Here is a 17,359-nt window from a genome sequence, read left to right as displayed (position 1 = left end):
TATAAATATTCACATAAGAGGATTTTATGAGAAAAAGAGATCGTCATCAGTTAATAAAAAAAATGATTACTGAGGAGAAATTAAGTACACAAAAAGAAATTCAAGATCGGTTGGAGGCACACAATGTCTTTGTGACTCAGACCACCTTGTCTCGTGATTTGCGCGAAATCGGCTTGACCAAGGTCAAGAAAAATGATATGGTGTATTATGTACTAGCAAATGAGACAGAAAAGATTGATTTGGTGGAATTTTTGTCTCATCATTTAGAAGGTGTTGCAAGAGCAGAGTTTACCTTGGTACTTCATACCAAACTGGGAGAAGCCTCTGTTTTGGCAAATATTGTAGATGCAAACAAGGATGAATGGATTTTAGGAACAGTTGCTGGTGCCAATACCTTATTGGTCATTTGTCGAGACCAGCACGTTGCCAAACTCATGGAAGATCGTTTGCTAGATTTGATGAAAGATAAGTAAGGTCTTGGGAGTTGCTCTCAAGACTTATTTTTGACAAGGAGAGACGGAAAATGGCGACAGAAAAGCTATCACCCGGCATGCAACAGTATGTGGATATTAAAAAGCAATATCCAGATGCTTTTTTGCTCTTTCGTATGGGTGATTTTTATGAATTATTTTATGAGGATGCGGTCAATGCTGCGCAGATTCTGGAAATTTCCTTAACGAGTCGCAACAAGAATGCCGACAATCCGATTCCTATGGCGGGTGTTCCCTATCATTCTGCCCAACAGTACATTGATGTCTTGATTGAGCAGGGTTATAAGGTGGCTATCGCAGAGCAGATGGAAGATCCTAAACAAGCAGTTGGGGTTGTGAAACGAGAGGTTGTTCAGGTTATTACGCCAGGGACAGTGGTCGATAGCAGTAAGCCAGACAGTCAGAACAATTTCTTGGTAGCCATAGACCGCGAAGGCAATCAATTTGGTCTAGCTTATATGGATCTAGTGACAGGTGATTTTTATGTGACGGGTCTATTGGATTTTACGCTGGTTTGTGGGGAAATCCGCAATCTCAAGGCGCGAGAAGTGGTGCTGGGCTATGACTTGTCTGAGGAAGAGGAACAAATCCTCAGTCGCCAGATGAATCTGGTGCTTTCCTATGAAAAAGAAGGCTTTGAAGACCTTCATTTACTAGATTCACGATTGGCAACTGTGGAGCAAGCGGCATCTAGTAAGCTGCTCCAGTATGTTCATCGGACTCAGATGAGGGAATTGAACCACCTCAAACCTGTTATCCGCTATGAAATCAAAGATTTCTTGCAGATGGATTATGCGACCAAGGCTAGTCTGGATTTGGTTGAGAATGCCCGTTCAGGCAAGAAGCAAGGTAGTCTTTTCTGGCTTTTGGATGAAACCAAAACAGCCATGGGTATGCGGCTCTTGCGGTCTTGGATTCATCGTCCTTTGATTGATAAGGAACGGATCATCCAACGTCAAGAAGTGGTGCAGGTCTTTCTCGACCATTTCTTTGAGCGCAGTGATTTGACAGACAGTCTCAAGGGTGTTTATGATATCGAACGCTTGGCTAGTCGTGTTTCTTTTGGCAAAACAAATCCCAAGGATCTCTTGCAGTTGGCGACCACCTTGTCTAGTGTGCCACGGATTCGTGCGATTTTAGAAGGGATGGAGCAACCTGCTCTAGTCTATCTCATCGAACAATTGGATGGAATCCCTGAGTTGGAGAGTTTGATTAGCGCAGCGATTGCTCCTGAAGCTCCTCATGTGATTACAGAAGGTGGTATTATCCGGACTGGATTTGATGAGACTTTAGATAAGTACCGTCGCGTTCTCAGAGAAGGGACTGGTTGGATTGCTGAGATTGAGGTTAAGGAGAGAGAAAGCTCTGGTATCAGCACGCTCAAGATTGACTACAATAAAAAGGATGGCTACTATTTCCATGTGACCAATTCTCAACTGGGAAATGTGCCAGCCCATTTTTTCCGCAAGGCGACGCTGAAAAACTCAGAACGTTTTGGAACCGAAGAATTAGCCCGTATCGAGGGAGATATGCTGGAAGCGCGTGAGAAGTCAGCCAACCTAGAGTATGAAATCTTTATGCGTATTCGTGAAGAGGTCAGCAAGTACATCCAACGTTTACAAGCTCTAGCCCAAGGAATTGCGACAGTTGATGTCTTACAGAGTCTGGCGGTTGTAGCTGAAACCCAGCATTTGATTCGACCAGAGTTTGGTGACGATTCACAAATCGATATCCAGAAAGGACGCCATGCTGTCGTTGAAAAGGTTATGGGGGCTCAGACCTATATTCCAAATACGATTCAGATGGCAGAAGATACCAGTATTCAGCTGATTACAGGGCCAAATATGAGCGGGAAGTCAACCTATATGCGCCAGTTAGCCATGACAGCGATTATGGCCCAGATGGGTTCCTATGTGCCAGCAGCAAGCGCCCATTTACCGATTTTTGATGCGATTTTTACCCGTATCGGAGCAGCAGATGACTTGGTGTCAGGTCAATCAACCTTTATGGTGGAGATGATGGAGGCCAACAATGCCATTTCGCATGCGACCAAGAACTCTCTCATTCTCTTTGATGAGTTAGGTCGTGGAACTGCAACTTATGACGGAATGGCTCTTGCTCAATCTATCATCGAATACATCCATGAGCACATCGGAGCCAAGACCCTCTTTGCGACCCACTACCATGAGTTGACTAGTCTGGAGTCGAGTTTACAACACTTGGTCAATGTCCATGTGGCAACTTTGGAGAAGGATGGGCAGGTCACCTTCCTTCATAAGATTGAACCAGGTCCAGCTGATAAATCTTACGGTATCCATGTTGCCAAGATTGCTGGCTTGCCAGCAGATCTCCTAGCAAGAGCGGATAAGATTTTGACTCAGTTAGAGAATCAAGGAACAGAAAGTCCTGCTCCCATGAGACAAACAAGTGCCGTCACTGAACAGATTTCACTCTTTGATACGGCAGAAGAACATCCTATCCTAGCAGAATTGTCTAAACTGGATGTTTACAATATGACACCTATGCAGGCTATGAATGTCTTAGTAGAGTTAAAACAAAAATTATAAAGAATGAATTACTTGTCATTCTAGCTGTATCAAGGAGACTTCTTTGACAATCCTCCGCTTTTTTGCTAGAATAACATCACACAAACAGAATGAAAAGGAGCTGACGCATTGTCGCTCCCTTTTGTCTATTTTTTAAGGAGAAAGTATGCTGATTCAGAAAATAAAAACCTACAAGTGGCAGGCCTTAGCTTCGCTCCTGATGACAGGCTTGATGGTTGCTAGTTCACTTTTGCAACCACGTTACCTGCAGGAAGTGTTAGACGCCCTCCTTGCTGGAAAATATGAAGCTATTTACAGTATCGGGGCTTGGTTGATTGGTGTGGCCTTGGTCGGTCTAGTTGCTGGTGGGCTCAATGTTGTCCTTGCGGCCTATATTGCCCAAGGAGTTTCATCCGATCTTCGGGAGGATGCCTTCCGTAAAATCCAAACCTTTTCTTATGCCAATATTGAACAATTTAATGCGGGAAATCTAGTCGTTCGCATGACAAATGATATCAACCAGATTCAGAACGTCGTCATGATGACCTTTCAAATTCTTTTCAGACTTCCTCTCTTGTTCATCGGTTCGTTTATTCTGGCGGTTCAAACCTTACCTTCTCTGTGGTGGGTGATTGTTCTCATGGTAATCTTAATTTTTGGCTTGACTGCTGTCATGATGGGTATGATGGGGCCTCGTTTTGCCAAGTTTCAAACCCTTCTTGAGCGCATCAATGCCATTGCCAAGGAAAATCTGCGCGGTGTTCGTGTGGTCAAGTCCTTTGTCCAAGAAAAAGAGCAGTTTGCTAAGTTTACGGAGGTTTCAGACGAGCTTCTCGGTCAAAATCTTTACATCGGTTATGCCTTTTCAGTAGTGGAACCTTTCATGATGTTGGTCGGCTATGGGGCGGTATTTCTCTCTATTTGGCTAGTTGCAGGGATAGTTCAGTCGGATCCGTCGGTTGTTGGTTCCATTGCTTCCTTTGTCAATTACCTAAGCCAGATTATCTTTACCATTGTTATGGTTGGATTTTTGGGAAATTCTGTCAGTCGTGCCATGATTTCTATGCGTCGTATTCGAGAAATTCTTGACGCAGAGCCAGCCATGACCTTCAAGGATGTCCCAGATGAAGAGTTGGTCGGCAGTCTTAGCTTTGAAAATGTGACCTTTACCTATCCAATGGATAAGGAACCGATGTTGAAAGATGTGAGCTTTACTGTCGAACCTGGTCAAATGGTTGGTGTCGTTGGAGCGACTGGTGCAGGAAAATCAACCTTGGCTCAATTGATTCCACGTCTCTTTGATCCACAGGACGGGGCCATTAAAATCGGTGGCAAGGATATTCGAGAAGTGAGTGAAGGAACCTTGCGTAAAACAGTTTCTATCGTTCTTCAGCGTGCCATTCTCTTTAGTGGGACGATTGCAGATAACTTGAGACAGGGTAAGGGAGATGCCACTCTATTTGAAATGGAGCGCGCAGCCAATATTGCCCAAGCCAGTGAATTCATTCATCGTATGGAGAAAACCTTTGAAAGTCCGGTTGAGGAACGGGGAACCAACTTCTCAGGTGGGCAAAAGCAAAGGATGTCGATTGCTCGTGGGATTGTCAGCAATCCGCGTATTCTGATTTTTGACGATTCGACCTCGGCCTTGGATGCCAAGTCAGAGCGCCTGGTGCAAGAAGCTTTGAATAAGGACTTGAAAGGGACGACAACCATTATCATCGCGCAAAAGATTAGCTCGGTTGTTCATGCAGATAAAATCTTGGTTCTAGACCAAGGACGATTGATTGGTCAAGGTACGCATGCAGACTTGGTTGCCAACAATGCTGTTTACCGTGAAATCTACGAAACACAGAAAGGAAAGGAGGAGTAAAATGAAGACAGTTCAATTTTTTTGGAATTATTTTAAAGTCTATAAGCTATCATTTGTAGTTGTTATCCTGATGATTGTTCTGGCGACTCTTGCCCAAGCTCTCTTTCCGGTATTTTCTGGACAAGCAGTGACGCAGTTAGCTAATTTAGTTCAAGCTTATAAAGATGGCAATCCAGAACTTGTTTGGCAAAGCCTATCAGGAATCATGGTCAATCTTGGTCTGCTAGTTTTGGTTCTATTTATCTCCAGTGTCATATACATGTGTCTCATGACGCGCGTGATTGCAGAGTCGACCAACGAGATGCGCAAAGGCCTCTTCGGTAAGCTTGCTCGCTTGACGGTTTCTTTCTTTGACCGCCGACAAGATGGCGATATCTTGTCTCGTTTTACCAGTGATTTGGACAATATACTCCAAGCCTTTAACGAAAGCTTGATTCAGGTCATGAGCAATATTGTTTTATACATTGGTCTGATTCTTGTCATGTTTTCGAGAAATGTAACTCTGACCCTCATCACTATCGCCAGCACACCAGTGGCCTTCCTCATGCTGATTTTCATCGTGAAAATGGCCCGCAAATACACCAACCTCCAGCAGAAAGAGGTAGGGAAGCTCAATGCCTATATGGATGAGAGTATCTCAGGTCAAAAAGCTGTCATTGTGCAAGGGATTCAAGAGGATATGATGGCAGGATTTCTTGAGCAAAATGAGCGCGTGCGCAAGGCAACCTTTAAAGGAAGAATGTTCTCAGGGATTCTTTTCCCTGTCATGAATGGGATGAGTCTGGTCAACACAGCCATCGTTATCTTTGCTGGTTCAGCTGTACTGTTGAATGATAAGACTATTGAAACAAGTACAGCCCTAGGTTTGATTGTTATGTTTGCCCAATTTTCTCAGCAGTACTACCAGCCTATTATTCAAGTTGCGGCTAGTTGGGGAAGCCTTCAGTTAGCCTTTACAGGTGCTGAACGAATTCAGGAAATGTTTGACGCAGAGGAAGAAATTCGACCTAAAAATGCTCCGACCTTCACTCAGTTGCAAGAAGGTGTCGAAATCCGTTATATAGATTTTTCATACTTACCTGATAAACCTATTTTGAAAGATGTCAGCATTTCTGCCCCTAAAGGTCAGATGACAGCAGTTGTTGGGCCGACAGGGTCAGGGAAAACGACTATTATGAACCTCATCAATCGCTTTTATGATGTTGATTCTGGTGGTATTTATTTTGACGGCAAAGACATCCGTGACTACGACTTGGATAGCCTCAGAAGCAAGGTGGGAATTGTCTTGCAAGATTCGGTCTTGTTTAGCGGAACGATTCGAGACAATATCCGTTTTGGTGTGCCAGATGCTAGTCAGGAAATGATTGAGGCAGCAGCCAAGGCAACCCATATTCACGACTATATCGAAAGTTTGCCTGATAAATACGATACTCTTATAGATGATGACCAGAGCATCTTTTCAACAGGGCAGAAGCAATTGATTTCTATCGCTCGAACCCTGATGACAGATCCAGAAGTTCTCATTCTAGATGAAGCCACTTCAAACGTAGATACGGTGACAGAAAGCAAGATTCAGCATGCCATGGAGGCAGTTGTAGCAGGTAGAACTAGTTTCGTTATTGCCCATCGTTTGAAGACCATCCTCAATGCAGACCAGATTATTGTCCTCAAAGATGGAGAAGTCATTGAACGTGGTAACCACCATGAACTCTTGAAGTTAGGTGGATTTTACTCAGAACTCTATCACAATCAATTTGTTTTTGAATAAGAAAAAAGTTGTCCTATTCGGGCAGCTTTTTCTTGTCCATAAAAAATTTTTATCACAGCCTTAAAAAAAACATATTAGACGAAAGTCATTTTGAGTGATATGATAGGACTATCGTTAACATTCGAAAGGAGAGATATCATGGCCAGAACGGTTGTAGGAGTTGCTGCAAATCTATGTCCCGTAGACGCGGAAGGAAAAAACATTCATTCATCTGTATCTTGTAGATTTGCAGAGAGCATTCGTCAAGTCGGTGGCCTCCCTTTAGTCATTCCTGTTGGTGATGAGTCAGTTGTACGCGACTATGTAGAAATGATTGACAAGCTCATCTTGACAGGTGGGCAAAATGTCCATCCTCAGTTTTATGGAGAGAAAAAGACTATTGAGAGCGATGATTACAATCTAGTACGTGATGAGTTTGAACTGGCTCTCTTGAAAGAAGCGCTCCGTCAGAATAAACCAATTATGGCAATCTGTCGCGGTGTCCAACTTGTCAATGTTGCCTTTGGGGGAACCCTCAATCAAGAAATCGAAGGTCACTGGCAAGGCCTGCCTTTCGGAACATCTCATTCTATTGAGACAGTAGAAGGAAGCGTGGTGGCCAAGCTGTTTGGAAAAGAAAGTCAGGTTAACTCGGTCCATCGTCAAAGCATTAAAGATTTGGCACCTAATTTCCGCGTAACTGCTATTGATCCAAGAGACCAAACCATCGAAGCGATTGAGTCTATCGACGACCACCGCATTATCGGTTTACAGTGGCATCCAGAGTTTCTGGTTAATGAAGAAGATGGTAATTTAGAATTATTTGAGTATTTATTGAATGAACTGTAACGACTGGGACATCTAGTCGTTCTTTCTTTTATTTTTTCAAAATTTTTGGAATGTGGGATTTTTACGCAAACGTTTGAATTCTGATAAAAATTGGAGAAATTCGACAAAAAAACTTGAAAAAAACGAAGGTAAGCGTTATGATAGAAAAGAAGAAATATTGGAGGAATAACATGTCACATATTAAATTTGATTATTCAAAAGTTTTAGACAAATTTGTTGCACCACATGAAGTGGAATACATGCAATCACAAGTAACAGCAGCAGATGAATTGATCCGTAAAGGAACTGGTGCTGGTAGCGACTTCTTGGGATGGTTGGATCTTCCTGAAAACTACGACCGCGAAGAATTTGACCGTATCTTGAAAGCTGCTGAGCAAATCAAATCAGACAGCGATGTTTTGGTTGTGATCGGTATCGGTGGATCTTACCTTGGTGCTAAAGCAGCAATCGACTTCTTGAACCACCACTTTGCTAACTTGCAAACAAAAGAAGAACGCAAAGCTCCACAAATCCTTTACGCAGGAAATTCAATCTCATCTACTTACCTTGCTGACTTGGTAGAGTATGTTGCAGACAAAGACTTCTCAGTAAACGTGATTTCTAAATCAGGTACAACAACTGAACCAGCTATCGCTTTCCGTGTCTTCAAAGAACTCTTGGTTAAGAAATACGGTCAAGAAGAAGCCAACAAACGTATCTATGCAACAACTGACCGCCAAAAAGGTGCTGTTAAGGTTGAGGCAGACGCTAACGGTTGGGAAACATTTGTTGTTCCAGATGATATCGGTGGACGCTTCTCAGTATTGACAGCCGTTGGCTTGCTTCCAATCGCAGCATCAGGAGCTGACATCAAAGCCCTTATGGAAGGTGCGAATGCAGCTCGCAAAGACTACACTTCAGATAAAATCTCTGAAAACGAAGCTTACCAATACGCAGCAGTTCGTAACATCCTTTACCGTAAAGGTTATGCAACTGAGATTTTGGTAAACTACGAGCCATCACTTCAATACTTCTCAGAGTGGTGGAAACAATTGGCTGGTGAATCAGAAGGAAAAGACCAAAAAGGTATCTACCCAACTTCAGCCAACTTCTCAACTGACTTGCACTCACTTGGTCAATTTATCCAAGAAGGAACTCGTATCATGTTTGAAACAGTTGTCCGTGTTGACAAACCTCGTAAAAACGTGATTATCCCTAGCTTGGAAGAAGACCTTGATGGACTTGGTTACCTTCAAGGAAAAGACGTTGACTTTGTAAACAAAAAAGCGACTGACGGTGTTCTTCTTGCCCACACAGACGGTGATGTACCAAACATGTACGTGACTCTTCCAGAGCAAGACGCTTTCACTCTTGGTTATACAATCTACTTCTTCGAATTGGCTATCGCTCTTTCAGGTTACTTGAATGCTATCAACCCATTTGACCAACCAGGTGTTGAAGCCTACAAACGTAACATGTTCGCCCTTCTTGAAAAACCAGGATTTGAAGAATTGAGCAAAGAACTTAACGCACGTCTATAATAGAAGAAAAGAGTGGTTTGTCCACTCTTTTTACTCTCTTTATTCATAGAAATTGGACTCAGCCAAGACTTGTGATATAATATAGAGAGCAAAAAGGCAGACGCCTAATACTCTTCGAAAATCAAATTCAAACCGCGTCAACGTCGTCTTGCCGTACTCAAGTACAGCCTGCGGCTAGTTTCCTAGTTTGCTCTTTGATTTTCATTGAGTATAAAGACTTTATAGGAGAAACTATGTCAAAAGATATCCGCGTACGTTACGCACCAAGTCCAACAGGACTATTACACATCGGAAATGCCCGTACAGCATTGTTCAACTACTTGTATGCGCGCCATCATGGTGGAACTTTTATCATTCGTATTGAAGATACTGACCGAAAACGTCATGTTGAGGATGGTGAACGTTCACAGCTTGAAAACCTTCGTTGGTTAGGCATGGATTGGGATGAAAGCCCAGAAACACATGAAAACTACCGCCAGTCTGAACGTTTGGACTTGTATCAAAAATACATCAATCAACTATTAGCTGAAGGAAAAGCCTACAAATCTTACGTTACAGAAGAAGAGCTGGCAGCTGAACGCGAACGCCAAGAAGCAGCTGGTGAAACACCTCGTTATATCAACGAATACATCGGTATGAGTGAAGAGGAAAAAGTGGCTTACATCACAGAACGTGAAGCAGCAGGGATCATCCCAACCGTTCGCTTGGCTGTCAATGAGTCAGGTATCTACAAGTGGCATGATATGGTTAAAGGCGATATCGAATTTGAAGGTGGCAATATCGGTGGTGACTGGGTTATTCAAAAGAAAGACGGTTACCCAACTTACAACTTTGCCGTTGTCATCGATGACCATGATATGCAAATTTCTCACGTAATCCGTGGAGACGACCACATTGCTAATACACCAAAACAGCTCATGGTTTATGAAGCACTTGGTTGGGAAGCTCCAGAGTTTGGTCACATGACTTTGATTATCAACTCTGAAACTGGGAAAAAATTGTCTAAACGTGACACCAACACCCTTCAGTTTATCGAAGACTACCGTAAAAAAGGCTATTTACCAGAAGCAGTCTTTAACTTTATTGCTCTTCTTGGTTGGAACCCAGGTGGCGAAGATGAGATTTTCTCTCGTGAAGAACTCATTAAACTTTTCGATGAAAACCGCCTGAGCAAGTCTCCAGCAGCCTTTGACCAGAAAAAACTAGACTGGATGAGCAATGATTATATCAAGAATGCAGACCTAGAAACTATCTTTGAAATGGCAAAACCATTTCTAGAAGAAGCAGGTCGATTGACTGACAAGGCTGAAAAATTAGTTGAGCTCTATAAACCACAAATGAAATCAGTTGATGAAATTATTCCATTGACAGATCTCTTCTTCTCAGATTTCCCAGAATTGACCGAAGCAGAGCGCGAGATCATGGCAGGTGAAACAGTCCCAACAGTTCTTGAATCCTTCAAAGCAAAACTTGAAGCGATGACAGATGATGAATTTGTAACAGAGAATATCTTCCCACAAATTAAAGCAGTCCAAAAAGAAACAGGTATTAAAGGAAAAAATCTCTTCATGCCAATTCGTATTGCTGTTTCAGGTGAAATGCATGGACCAGAATTGCCAGATACTATCTTCTTGTTAGGTCGTGAAAAATCAATCCAGCATATCGAAAATATGTTAAAGGAAATCTCTAAGTAAGAAGGGTACAATAATGGACATCTGGGAAAAGATGTATGAAGAAGCACAGAAACTATACGATCCACATGAAGTATCTGATTTTGTTTATGCTAATCATGTCGTTGCCGCAGTAGAAGCAGAAGATGGACAAATATTTACAGGATTCTGTATGGAGGGAACTTGTGGTGTTTTCCATCTCTGCGCAGAGCGGGCAGCACTCTTCAATATGTACCAATTTTCGGGACGAACTAAGGTTAAAAAAGTCTTAGCCTTTCGAGATAAACCACCTTATGGTGGAAGTTCAGCCATGCCTTGCGGTGCCTGTAGAGAATTCCTTTTAGAGCTTAATGCTGAAAATAAAGATGCAGAATTCATGATGGACTACGATACAAGAAAGACGGTGAAAGTCGCAGAACTAATCCCCTATTGGTGGGGAGAAGAACGTGCTTCCAAGTTTAATAATCAATAGAAGAGTCAGTATAATTCTGGCTCTTTTTACTATAATTTGAAAAACTGTACTTGAAAAGAATTGAAAAAAGGTAAATTCCCAAAGTAACTTCCACCGCTAAACCAAGTGGAAGTTAATCTGATAAAAATTCTAAAAATCCTAAAAATCAGTGAACATCCGTGTCAGGGCAAATTCCACTGGTTTTAATCATGTTTGATTTCATAGCTTTTGTAGACAAAATGAATCGAAAAAAAGAGCGCACAAAACCCCCTCATCTGAAAGCGTTTCAGATTAAGTTCCGCTATGGTGGAAGTTACTTTGAGAAGTTACGAGATTTGAAAAAATGAAAAAAGTTTAAAAAAGTAGTTGACAAAAAACAAAAAGCCGGTATAATAGTAAGAGTTGAAAATAACAACTCAGGTCCGTTGGTCAAGGGGTTAAGACACCGCCTTTTCACGGCGGTAACACGGGTTCGAATCCCGTACGGACTATGGTATGTTGCAGTTGAAACACTTGATGAAAAAAGTTTTAAAAAAAATTCAAAAAAGTGTTGACAAGCGAAAGTAACTGTGATATACTAATATAGTTGTCACTTGAGAGAAGTGAGTGACAAAGACCTTTGAAAACTGAACAAGACGAACCAATGTGCAGGGCACTACAACTAAGGTTGTAGTACTGAACAATGAAAAACAATAAATCTGTCAGTGACAGAAATGAGTGAGAACTCAAACTTTTAATGAGAGTTTGATCCTGGCTCAGGACGAACGCTGGCGGCGTGCCTAATACATGCAAGTAGAACGCTGAAGGAGGAGCTTACTTCTCCGGATGAGTTGCGAACGGGTGAGTAACGCGTAGGTAACCTGCCTGGTAGCGGGGGATAACTATTGGAAACGATAGCTAATACCGCATAAGAGTAGATGTTGCATGACATTTGCTTAAAAGGTGCAATTGCATCACTACCAGATGGACCTGCGTTGTATTAGCTAGTTGGTGGGGTAACGGCTCACCAAGGCGACGATACATAGCCGACCTGAGAGGGTGATCGGCCACACTGGGACTGAGACACGGCCCAGACTCCTACGGGAGGCAGCAGTAGGGAATCTTCGGCAATGGACGGAAGTCTGACCGAGCAACGCCGCGTGAGTGAAGAAGGTTTTCGGATCGTAAAGCTCTGTTGTAAGAGAAGAACGAGTGTGAGAGTGGAAAGTTCACACTGTGACGGTATCTTACCAGAAAGGGACGGCTAACTACGTGCCAGCAGCCGCGGTAATACGTAGGTCCCGAGCGTTGTCCGGATTTATTGGGCGTAAAGCGAGCGCAGGCGGTTAGATAAGTCTGAAGTTAAAGGCTGTGGCTTAACCATAGTACGCTTTGGAAACTGTTTAACTTGAGTGCAAGAGGGGAGAGTGGAATTCCATGTGTAGCGGTGAAATGCGTAGATATATGGAGGAACACCGGTGGCGAAAGCGGCTCTCTGGCTTGTAACTGACGCTGAGGCTCGAAAGCGTGGGGAGCAAACAGGATTAGATACCCTGGTAGTCCACGCCGTAAACGATGAGTGCTAGGTGTTAGACCCTTTCCGGGGTTTAGTGCCGCAGCTAACGCATTAAGCACTCCGCCTGGGGAGTACGACCGCAAGGTTGAAACTCAAAGGAATTGACGGGGGCCCGCACAAGCGGTGGAGCATGTGGTTTAATTCGAAGCAACGCGAAGAACCTTACCAGGTCTTGACATCCCTCTGACCGCTCTAGAGATAGAGTTTTCCTTCGGGACAGAGGTGACAGGTGGTGCATGGTTGTCGTCAGCTCGTGTCGTGAGATGTTGGGTTAAGTCCCGCAACGAGCGCAACCCCTATTGTTAGTTGCCATCATTCAGTTGGGCACTCTAGCGAGACTGCCGGTAATAAACCGGAGGAAGGTGGGGATGACGTCAAATCATCATGCCCCTTATGACCTGGGCTACACACGTGCTACAATGGCTGGTACAACGAGTCGCAAGCCGGTGACGGCAAGCTAATCTCTTAAAGCCAGTCTCAGTTCGGATTGTAGGCTGCAACTCGCCTACATGAAGTCGGAATCGCTAGTAATCGCGGATCAGCACGCCGCGGTGAATACGTTCCCGGGCCTTGTACACACCGCCCGTCACACCACGAGAGTTTGTAACACCCGAAGTCGGTGAGGTAACCGTAAGGAGCCAGCCGCCTAAGGTGGGATAGATGATTGGGGTGAAGTCGTAACAAGGTAGCCGTATCGGAAGGTGCGGCTGGATCACCTCCTTTCTAAGGATAAGGAACTGCGCATTGGTCTTGTTTAGTCTTGAGAGGTCTTGTGGGGCCTTAGCTCAGCTGGGAGAGCGCCTGCTTTGCACGCAGGAGGTCAGCGGTTCGATCCCGCTAGGCTCCATTGGTGAGAGATCACCAAGTAATGCACATTGAAAATTGAATATCTATATCAAATAGTAACAAGAAAATAAACCGAAAACGCTGTAGTATTAATAAGAGTTTATGACTGAAAGGTCAAAAAATAAGGTTAAGTTAATAAGGGCGCACGGTGGATGCCTTGGCACTAGGAGCCGAAGAAGGACGTGACAAACGACGATATGCCTTGGGTAGCTGTAAGTAAGCGATGATCCAGGGATTTCCGAATGGGGGAACCCAACAGGTACTACCTGTTACCCGCATCTGTTAAGGATGTGAGGAGGAAGACGCAGTGAACTGAAACATCTAAGTAGCTGCAGGAAGAGAAAGCAAAAGCGATTGCCTTAGTAGCGGCGAGCGAAACGGCAGGAGGGCAAACCGAAGAGTTTACTCTTCGGGGTTGTAGGACTGCAATGTGGACTCAAAGATTATAGAAGAATGATTTGGGAAGATCAGCCAAAGAGAGTAATAGCCTCGTATTTAAAATAGTCTTTGTACCTAGCAGTATCCTGAGTACGGCGGGACACGCGAAATCCCGTCGGAATCTGGGAGGACCATCTCCCAACCCTAAATACTCCCTAGTGACCGATAGTGAACCAGTACCGTGAGGGAAAGGTGAAAAGCACCCCGGGAGGGGAGTGAAATAGAACCTGAAACCGTGTGCCTACAACAAGTTCGAGCCCGTTAATGGGTGAGAGCGTGCCTTTTGTAGAATGAACCGGCGAGTTACGTTATGATGCGAGGTTAAGTTGAAGAGACGGAGCCGTAGGGAAACCGAGTCTGAACAGGGCGAATTAGTATCATGACGTAGACCCGAAACCATGTGACCTACCCATGAGCAGGTTGAAGGTGCGGTAAGACGCACTGGAGGACCGAACCAGGGCACGTTGAAAAGTGCTTGGATGACTTGTGGGTAGCGGAGAAATTCCAAACGAACTTGGAGATAGCTGGTTCTCTCCGAAATAGCTTTAGGGCTAGCGTCGACATTAAGATTCTTGGAGGTAGAGCACTGTTTGGGTGAGGGGTCCATCCCGGATTACCAATCTCAGATAAACTCCGAATGCCAATGAATTATGGTCGGCAGTCAGACTGCGAGTGCTAAGATCCGTAGTCGAAAGGGAAACAGCCCAGACCACCAGCTAAGGTCCCAAAATAATTGTTAAGTGGAAAAGGATGTGGGGTTGCACAGACAACTAGGATGTTAGCTTAGAAGCAGCTATTCATTCAAAGAGTGCGTAATAGCTCACTAGTCGAGTGACCCTGCGCCGAAAATGTACCGGGGCTAAAACAATTTACCGAAGCTGTGGATACCTTTATAGGTATGGTAGGAGAGCGTTCTATGTGTGAAGAAGGTGTACCGTGAGGAGTGCTGGAACGCATAGAAGTGAGAATGCCGGTATGAGTAGCGAAAGACAGGTGAGAATCCTGTCCACCGTAAGACTAAGGTTTCCAGGGGAAGGCTCGTCCGCCCTGGGTTAGTCGGGACCTAAGGAGAGACCGAAAGGTGTATCCGATGGACAACAGGTTGATATTCCTGTACTAGAGTATGTAGTGATGGAGGGACGCAGTAGGCTAACTAAAGCAGACGATTGGAAGTGTCTGTCTAAGCAGTGAGGTGTGATATGAGTCAAATGCTTATATCTGTAACATTGAGCTGTGATGGGGAGCGAAGTTTAGTAGCGAAGTTAGTGACGTCACACTGCCAAGAAAAGCTTCTAGCGTTTAAACATACTCTACCCGTACCGCAAACCGACACAGGTAGTCGAGGCGAGTAGCCTCAGGTGAGCGAGAGAACTCTCGTTAAGGAACTCGGCAAAATGACCCCGTAACTTCGGGAGAAGGGGTGCTGATTTTAAGTCAGCCGCAGTGAATAGGCCCAAGCAACTGTTTATCAAAAACACAGCTCTCTGCTAAATCGTAAGATGATGTATAGGGGGTGACGCCTGCCCGGTGCTGGAAGGTTAAGAGGAGTGCTTAGCGTAAGCGAAGGTATGAATTGAAGCCCCAGTAAACGGCGGCCGTAACTATAACGGTCCTAAGGTAGCGAAATTCCTTGTCGGGTAAGTTCCGACCCGCACGAAAGGCGTAATGATTTGGGCACTGTCTCAACGAGAGACTCGGTGAAATTTTAGTACCTGTGAAGATGCAGGTTACCCGCGACAGGACGGAAAGACCCCATGGAGCTTTACTGCAGTTTGATATTGAGTGTCTGTACCACATGTACAGGATAGGTAGGAGTCTAAGAGATCGGGACGCCAGTTTCGAAGGAGACGTTGTTGGGATACTACCCTTGTGTTATGGCCACTCTAACCCGGATAGGTGATCCCTATCGGAGACAGTGTCTGACGGGCAGTTTGACTGGGGCGGTCGCCTCCTAAAAGGTAACGGAGGCGCCCAAAGGTTCCCTCAGAATGGTTGGAAATCATTCGCAGAGTGTAAAGGTATAAGGGAGCTTGACTGCGAGAGCTACAACTCGAGCAGGGACGAAAGTCGGGCTTAGTGATCCGGTGGTTCCGTATGGAAGGGCCATCGCTCAACGGATAAAAGCTACCCTGGGGATAACAGGCTTATCTCCCCCAAGAGTTCACATCGACGGGGAGGTTTGGCACCTCGATGTCGGCTCGTCGCATCCTGGGGCTGTAGTCGGTCCCAAGGGTTGGGCTGTTCGCCCATTAAAGCGGCACGCGAGCTGGGTTCAGAACGTCGTGAGACAGTTCGGTCCCTATCCGTCGCGGGCGTAGGAAATTTGAGAGGATCTGCTCCTAGTACGAGAGGACCAGAGTGGACTTACCGCTGGTGTACCAGTTGTCTTGCCAAAGGCATCGCTGGGTAGCTATGTAGGGAAGGGATAAACGCTGAAAGCATCTAAGTGTGAAACCCACCTCAAGATGAGATTTCCCATGATTTTATATCAGTAAGAGCCCTGAGAGATGATCAGGTAGATAGGTTAGAAGTGGAAGTGTGGCGACACATGTAGCGGACTAATACTAATAGCTCGAGGACTTATCCAAAGTAACTGAGAATATGAAAGCGTAGTGTTTTCTTGATTTGAATAGATATTCAATTTTGAGTAGGTATTACTCAGAGTTAAGTGACGATAGCCTAGGAGATACACCTGTACCCATGCCGAACACAGTAGTTAAGCCCTAGAACGCCGGAAGTAGTTGGGGGTTGCCCCCTGTGAGATATGGAAGTCGCTTAGCTCTAGGGAGTTTAGCTCAGCTGGGAGAGCATCTGCCTTACAAGCAGAGGGTCAGCGGTTCGATCCCGTTAACTCCCATTTAAGCGGGTGTAGTTTAGTGGTAAAACTACAGCCTTCCAAGCTGTTGTCGCGAGTTCGATTCTCGTCACCCGCTTTGAACTTTGTTCTTTGTACCAAGTTTTTAACTTGGGCGCGTAGCTCAGGTGGTTAGAGCGCACGCCTGATAAGCGTGAGGTCGGTGGTTCGAGTCCACTCGTGCCCATAGTGTTTAGTCCATTACTAGAGGATTGAAATATTATCTTTTTGCTAAGAGGACACGGGTTTATTCCCGTATAAACTATTTTGGAGGATTACCCAAGTCCGGCTGAAGGGAACGGTCTTGAAAACCGTCAGGCGTGTAAAAGCGTGCGTGGGTTCGAATCCCACATCCTCCTTTTGTATTAACGCGGGATGGAGCAGCTCGGTAGCTCGTCGGGCTCATAACCCGAAGGTCGTAGGTTCAAATCCTGCTCCCGCAATAAGGCTCGGTAGCTCAGTTGGTAGAGCAATGGATTGAAGCTCCATGTGTCGGCGGTTCGATTCCGTCTCGCGCCA

At 44.7% G+C, this 17,359-nt stretch carries 8 protein-coding genes, 8 tRNA genes and 3 rRNA genes; all 19 read left to right on the top strand.

Annotation, left to right across the window (positions count from 1 at the left end):
• Positions 1-26 precede the first annotated feature (26 nt).
• The 19 genes from argR to ACAM22_RS08975 all read left to right on the top strand — a co-directional run bounded on the left by argR (position 27) and on the right by ACAM22_RS08975 (position 17,359).
• Positions 27-473 (top strand): arginine repressor, encoded by a 447-nt coding sequence (gene argR, locus ACAM22_RS09065; RefSeq protein ID WP_001231476.1) that lies wholly within the window; start codon positions 27-29, stop codon positions 471-473.
• A gap of 50 nt (positions 474-523) precedes the next feature.
• Positions 524-3,058 carry a DNA mismatch repair protein MutS gene (gene mutS / locus ACAM22_RS09060; protein ID WP_369606710.1) on the top strand — a complete coding sequence of 845 codons (2,535 nt, stop codon included), beginning with the start codon at positions 524-526 and terminating at the stop codon, positions 3,056-3,058.
• Between the two features lie 145 nt (positions 3,059-3,203).
• A complete protein-coding gene (patA, locus tag ACAM22_RS09055) occupies positions 3,204-4,910 on the top strand; it encodes a multidrug efflux ABC transporter subunit PatA (protein WP_369606709.1) in 1,707 nt (568 codons plus the stop codon).
• Between the two features lies 1 nt (position 4,911).
• Positions 4,912-6,678 carry a multidrug efflux ABC transporter subunit PatB gene (gene patB, locus ACAM22_RS09050; RefSeq protein WP_369606708.1) on the top strand — a complete coding sequence of 589 codons (1,767 nt, stop codon included), beginning with the start codon at positions 4,912-4,914 and terminating at the stop codon, positions 6,676-6,678.
• Between the two features lie 138 nt (positions 6,679-6,816).
• A complete protein-coding gene (locus ACAM22_RS09045) occupies positions 6,817-7,506 on the top strand; it encodes a gamma-glutamyl-gamma-aminobutyrate hydrolase family protein (protein ID WP_369606707.1) in 690 nt (229 codons plus the stop codon).
• A 170-nt stretch (positions 7,507-7,676) separates the two neighbouring features.
• Entirely contained in the window at positions 7,677-9,026 is a 1,350-nt protein-coding gene (locus ACAM22_RS09040) for a glucose-6-phosphate isomerase (protein WP_261051418.1), read from the top strand.
• Between the two features lie 233 nt (positions 9,027-9,259).
• Positions 9,260-10,720, top strand: a complete 1,461-nt coding sequence (gene gltX / locus ACAM22_RS09035) for a glutamate--tRNA ligase (RefSeq protein WP_261051409.1) — start codon at positions 9,260-9,262, stop codon at positions 10,718-10,720.
• Between the two features lie 13 nt (positions 10,721-10,733).
• Positions 10,734-11,168 carry a cytidine deaminase gene (locus ACAM22_RS09030; protein ID WP_261051388.1) on the top strand — a complete coding sequence of 145 codons (435 nt, stop codon included), beginning with the start codon at positions 10,734-10,736 and terminating at the stop codon, positions 11,166-11,168.
• A gap of 398 nt (positions 11,169-11,566) precedes the next feature.
• Positions 11,567-11,638 (top strand) — tRNA-Glu (locus ACAM22_RS09025).
• 241 nt (positions 11,639-11,879) lie between these two features.
• Positions 11,880-13,425, top strand: a 16S ribosomal RNA gene (locus ACAM22_RS09020).
• Positions 13,426-13,476: 51 nt separating this feature from the next.
• Positions 13,477-13,549, top strand: a tRNA-Ala gene (locus tag ACAM22_RS09015).
• 124 nt (positions 13,550-13,673) lie between these two features.
• Positions 13,674-16,574, top strand: a 23S ribosomal RNA gene (locus ACAM22_RS09010).
• Between the two features lie 76 nt (positions 16,575-16,650).
• A 5S ribosomal RNA gene (gene rrf, locus ACAM22_RS09005) occupies positions 16,651-16,766 on the top strand.
• Together the 16S, 23S and 5S rRNA genes with 8 tRNA genes alongside form the textbook arrangement of a ribosomal RNA operon.
• A gap of 4 nt (positions 16,767-16,770) precedes the next feature.
• Positions 16,771-16,843: transfer RNA gene (locus ACAM22_RS09000), tRNA-Val, on the top strand.
• A gap of 5 nt (positions 16,844-16,848) precedes the next feature.
• Positions 16,849-16,919, top strand: a tRNA-Gly gene (locus tag ACAM22_RS08995).
• A gap of 34 nt (positions 16,920-16,953) precedes the next feature.
• Positions 16,954-17,027, top strand: a tRNA-Ile gene (locus ACAM22_RS08990).
• Between the two features lie 82 nt (positions 17,028-17,109).
• A tRNA-Ser gene (locus tag ACAM22_RS08985) sits at positions 17,110-17,199 on the top strand.
• A gap of 10 nt (positions 17,200-17,209) precedes the next feature.
• Positions 17,210-17,283 (top strand) — tRNA-Met (locus ACAM22_RS08980).
• 3 nt (positions 17,284-17,286) lie between these two features.
• Positions 17,287-17,359 (top strand) — tRNA-Phe (locus ACAM22_RS08975).

This window comes from Streptococcus sp. SN-1, from assembly GCF_041154385.1.
Lineage (GTDB): Bacteria > Bacillota > Bacilli > Lactobacillales > Streptococcaceae > Streptococcus > Streptococcus mitis_CT.
Note: the sequence above shows the minus strand (reverse complement) of the source record. Positions and strands in the feature narration are given on the sequence as shown.

Excerpts from the sequence above, each read along its gene's own strand:
- ACAM22_RS09045 (WP_369606707.1), top strand. The coding sequence starts at position 6,817 with ATGGCCAGAACGGTTGTAGGAGTTGCTGCAAATCTATGTCCCGTAGAC.
- ACAM22_RS09040 (WP_261051418.1), top strand. The coding sequence starts at position 7,677 with ATGTCACATATTAAATTTGATTATTCAAAAGTTTTAGACAAATTTGTT.
- argR (WP_001231476.1), top strand. The coding sequence starts at position 27 with ATGAGAAAAAGAGATCGTCATCAGTTAATAAAAAAAATGATTACTGAG.
- patA (WP_369606709.1), top strand. The coding sequence starts at position 3,204 with ATGCTGATTCAGAAAATAAAAACCTACAAGTGGCAGGCCTTAGCTTCG.
- ACAM22_RS09030 (WP_261051388.1), top strand. The coding sequence starts at position 10,734 with ATGGACATCTGGGAAAAGATGTATGAAGAAGCACAGAAACTATACGAT.
- patB (WP_369606708.1), top strand. The coding sequence starts at position 4,912 with ATGAAGACAGTTCAATTTTTTTGGAATTATTTTAAAGTCTATAAGCTA.
- gltX (WP_261051409.1), top strand. The coding sequence starts at position 9,260 with ATGTCAAAAGATATCCGCGTACGTTACGCACCAAGTCCAACAGGACTA.
- mutS (WP_369606710.1), top strand. The coding sequence starts at position 524 with ATGGCGACAGAAAAGCTATCACCCGGCATGCAACAGTATGTGGATATT.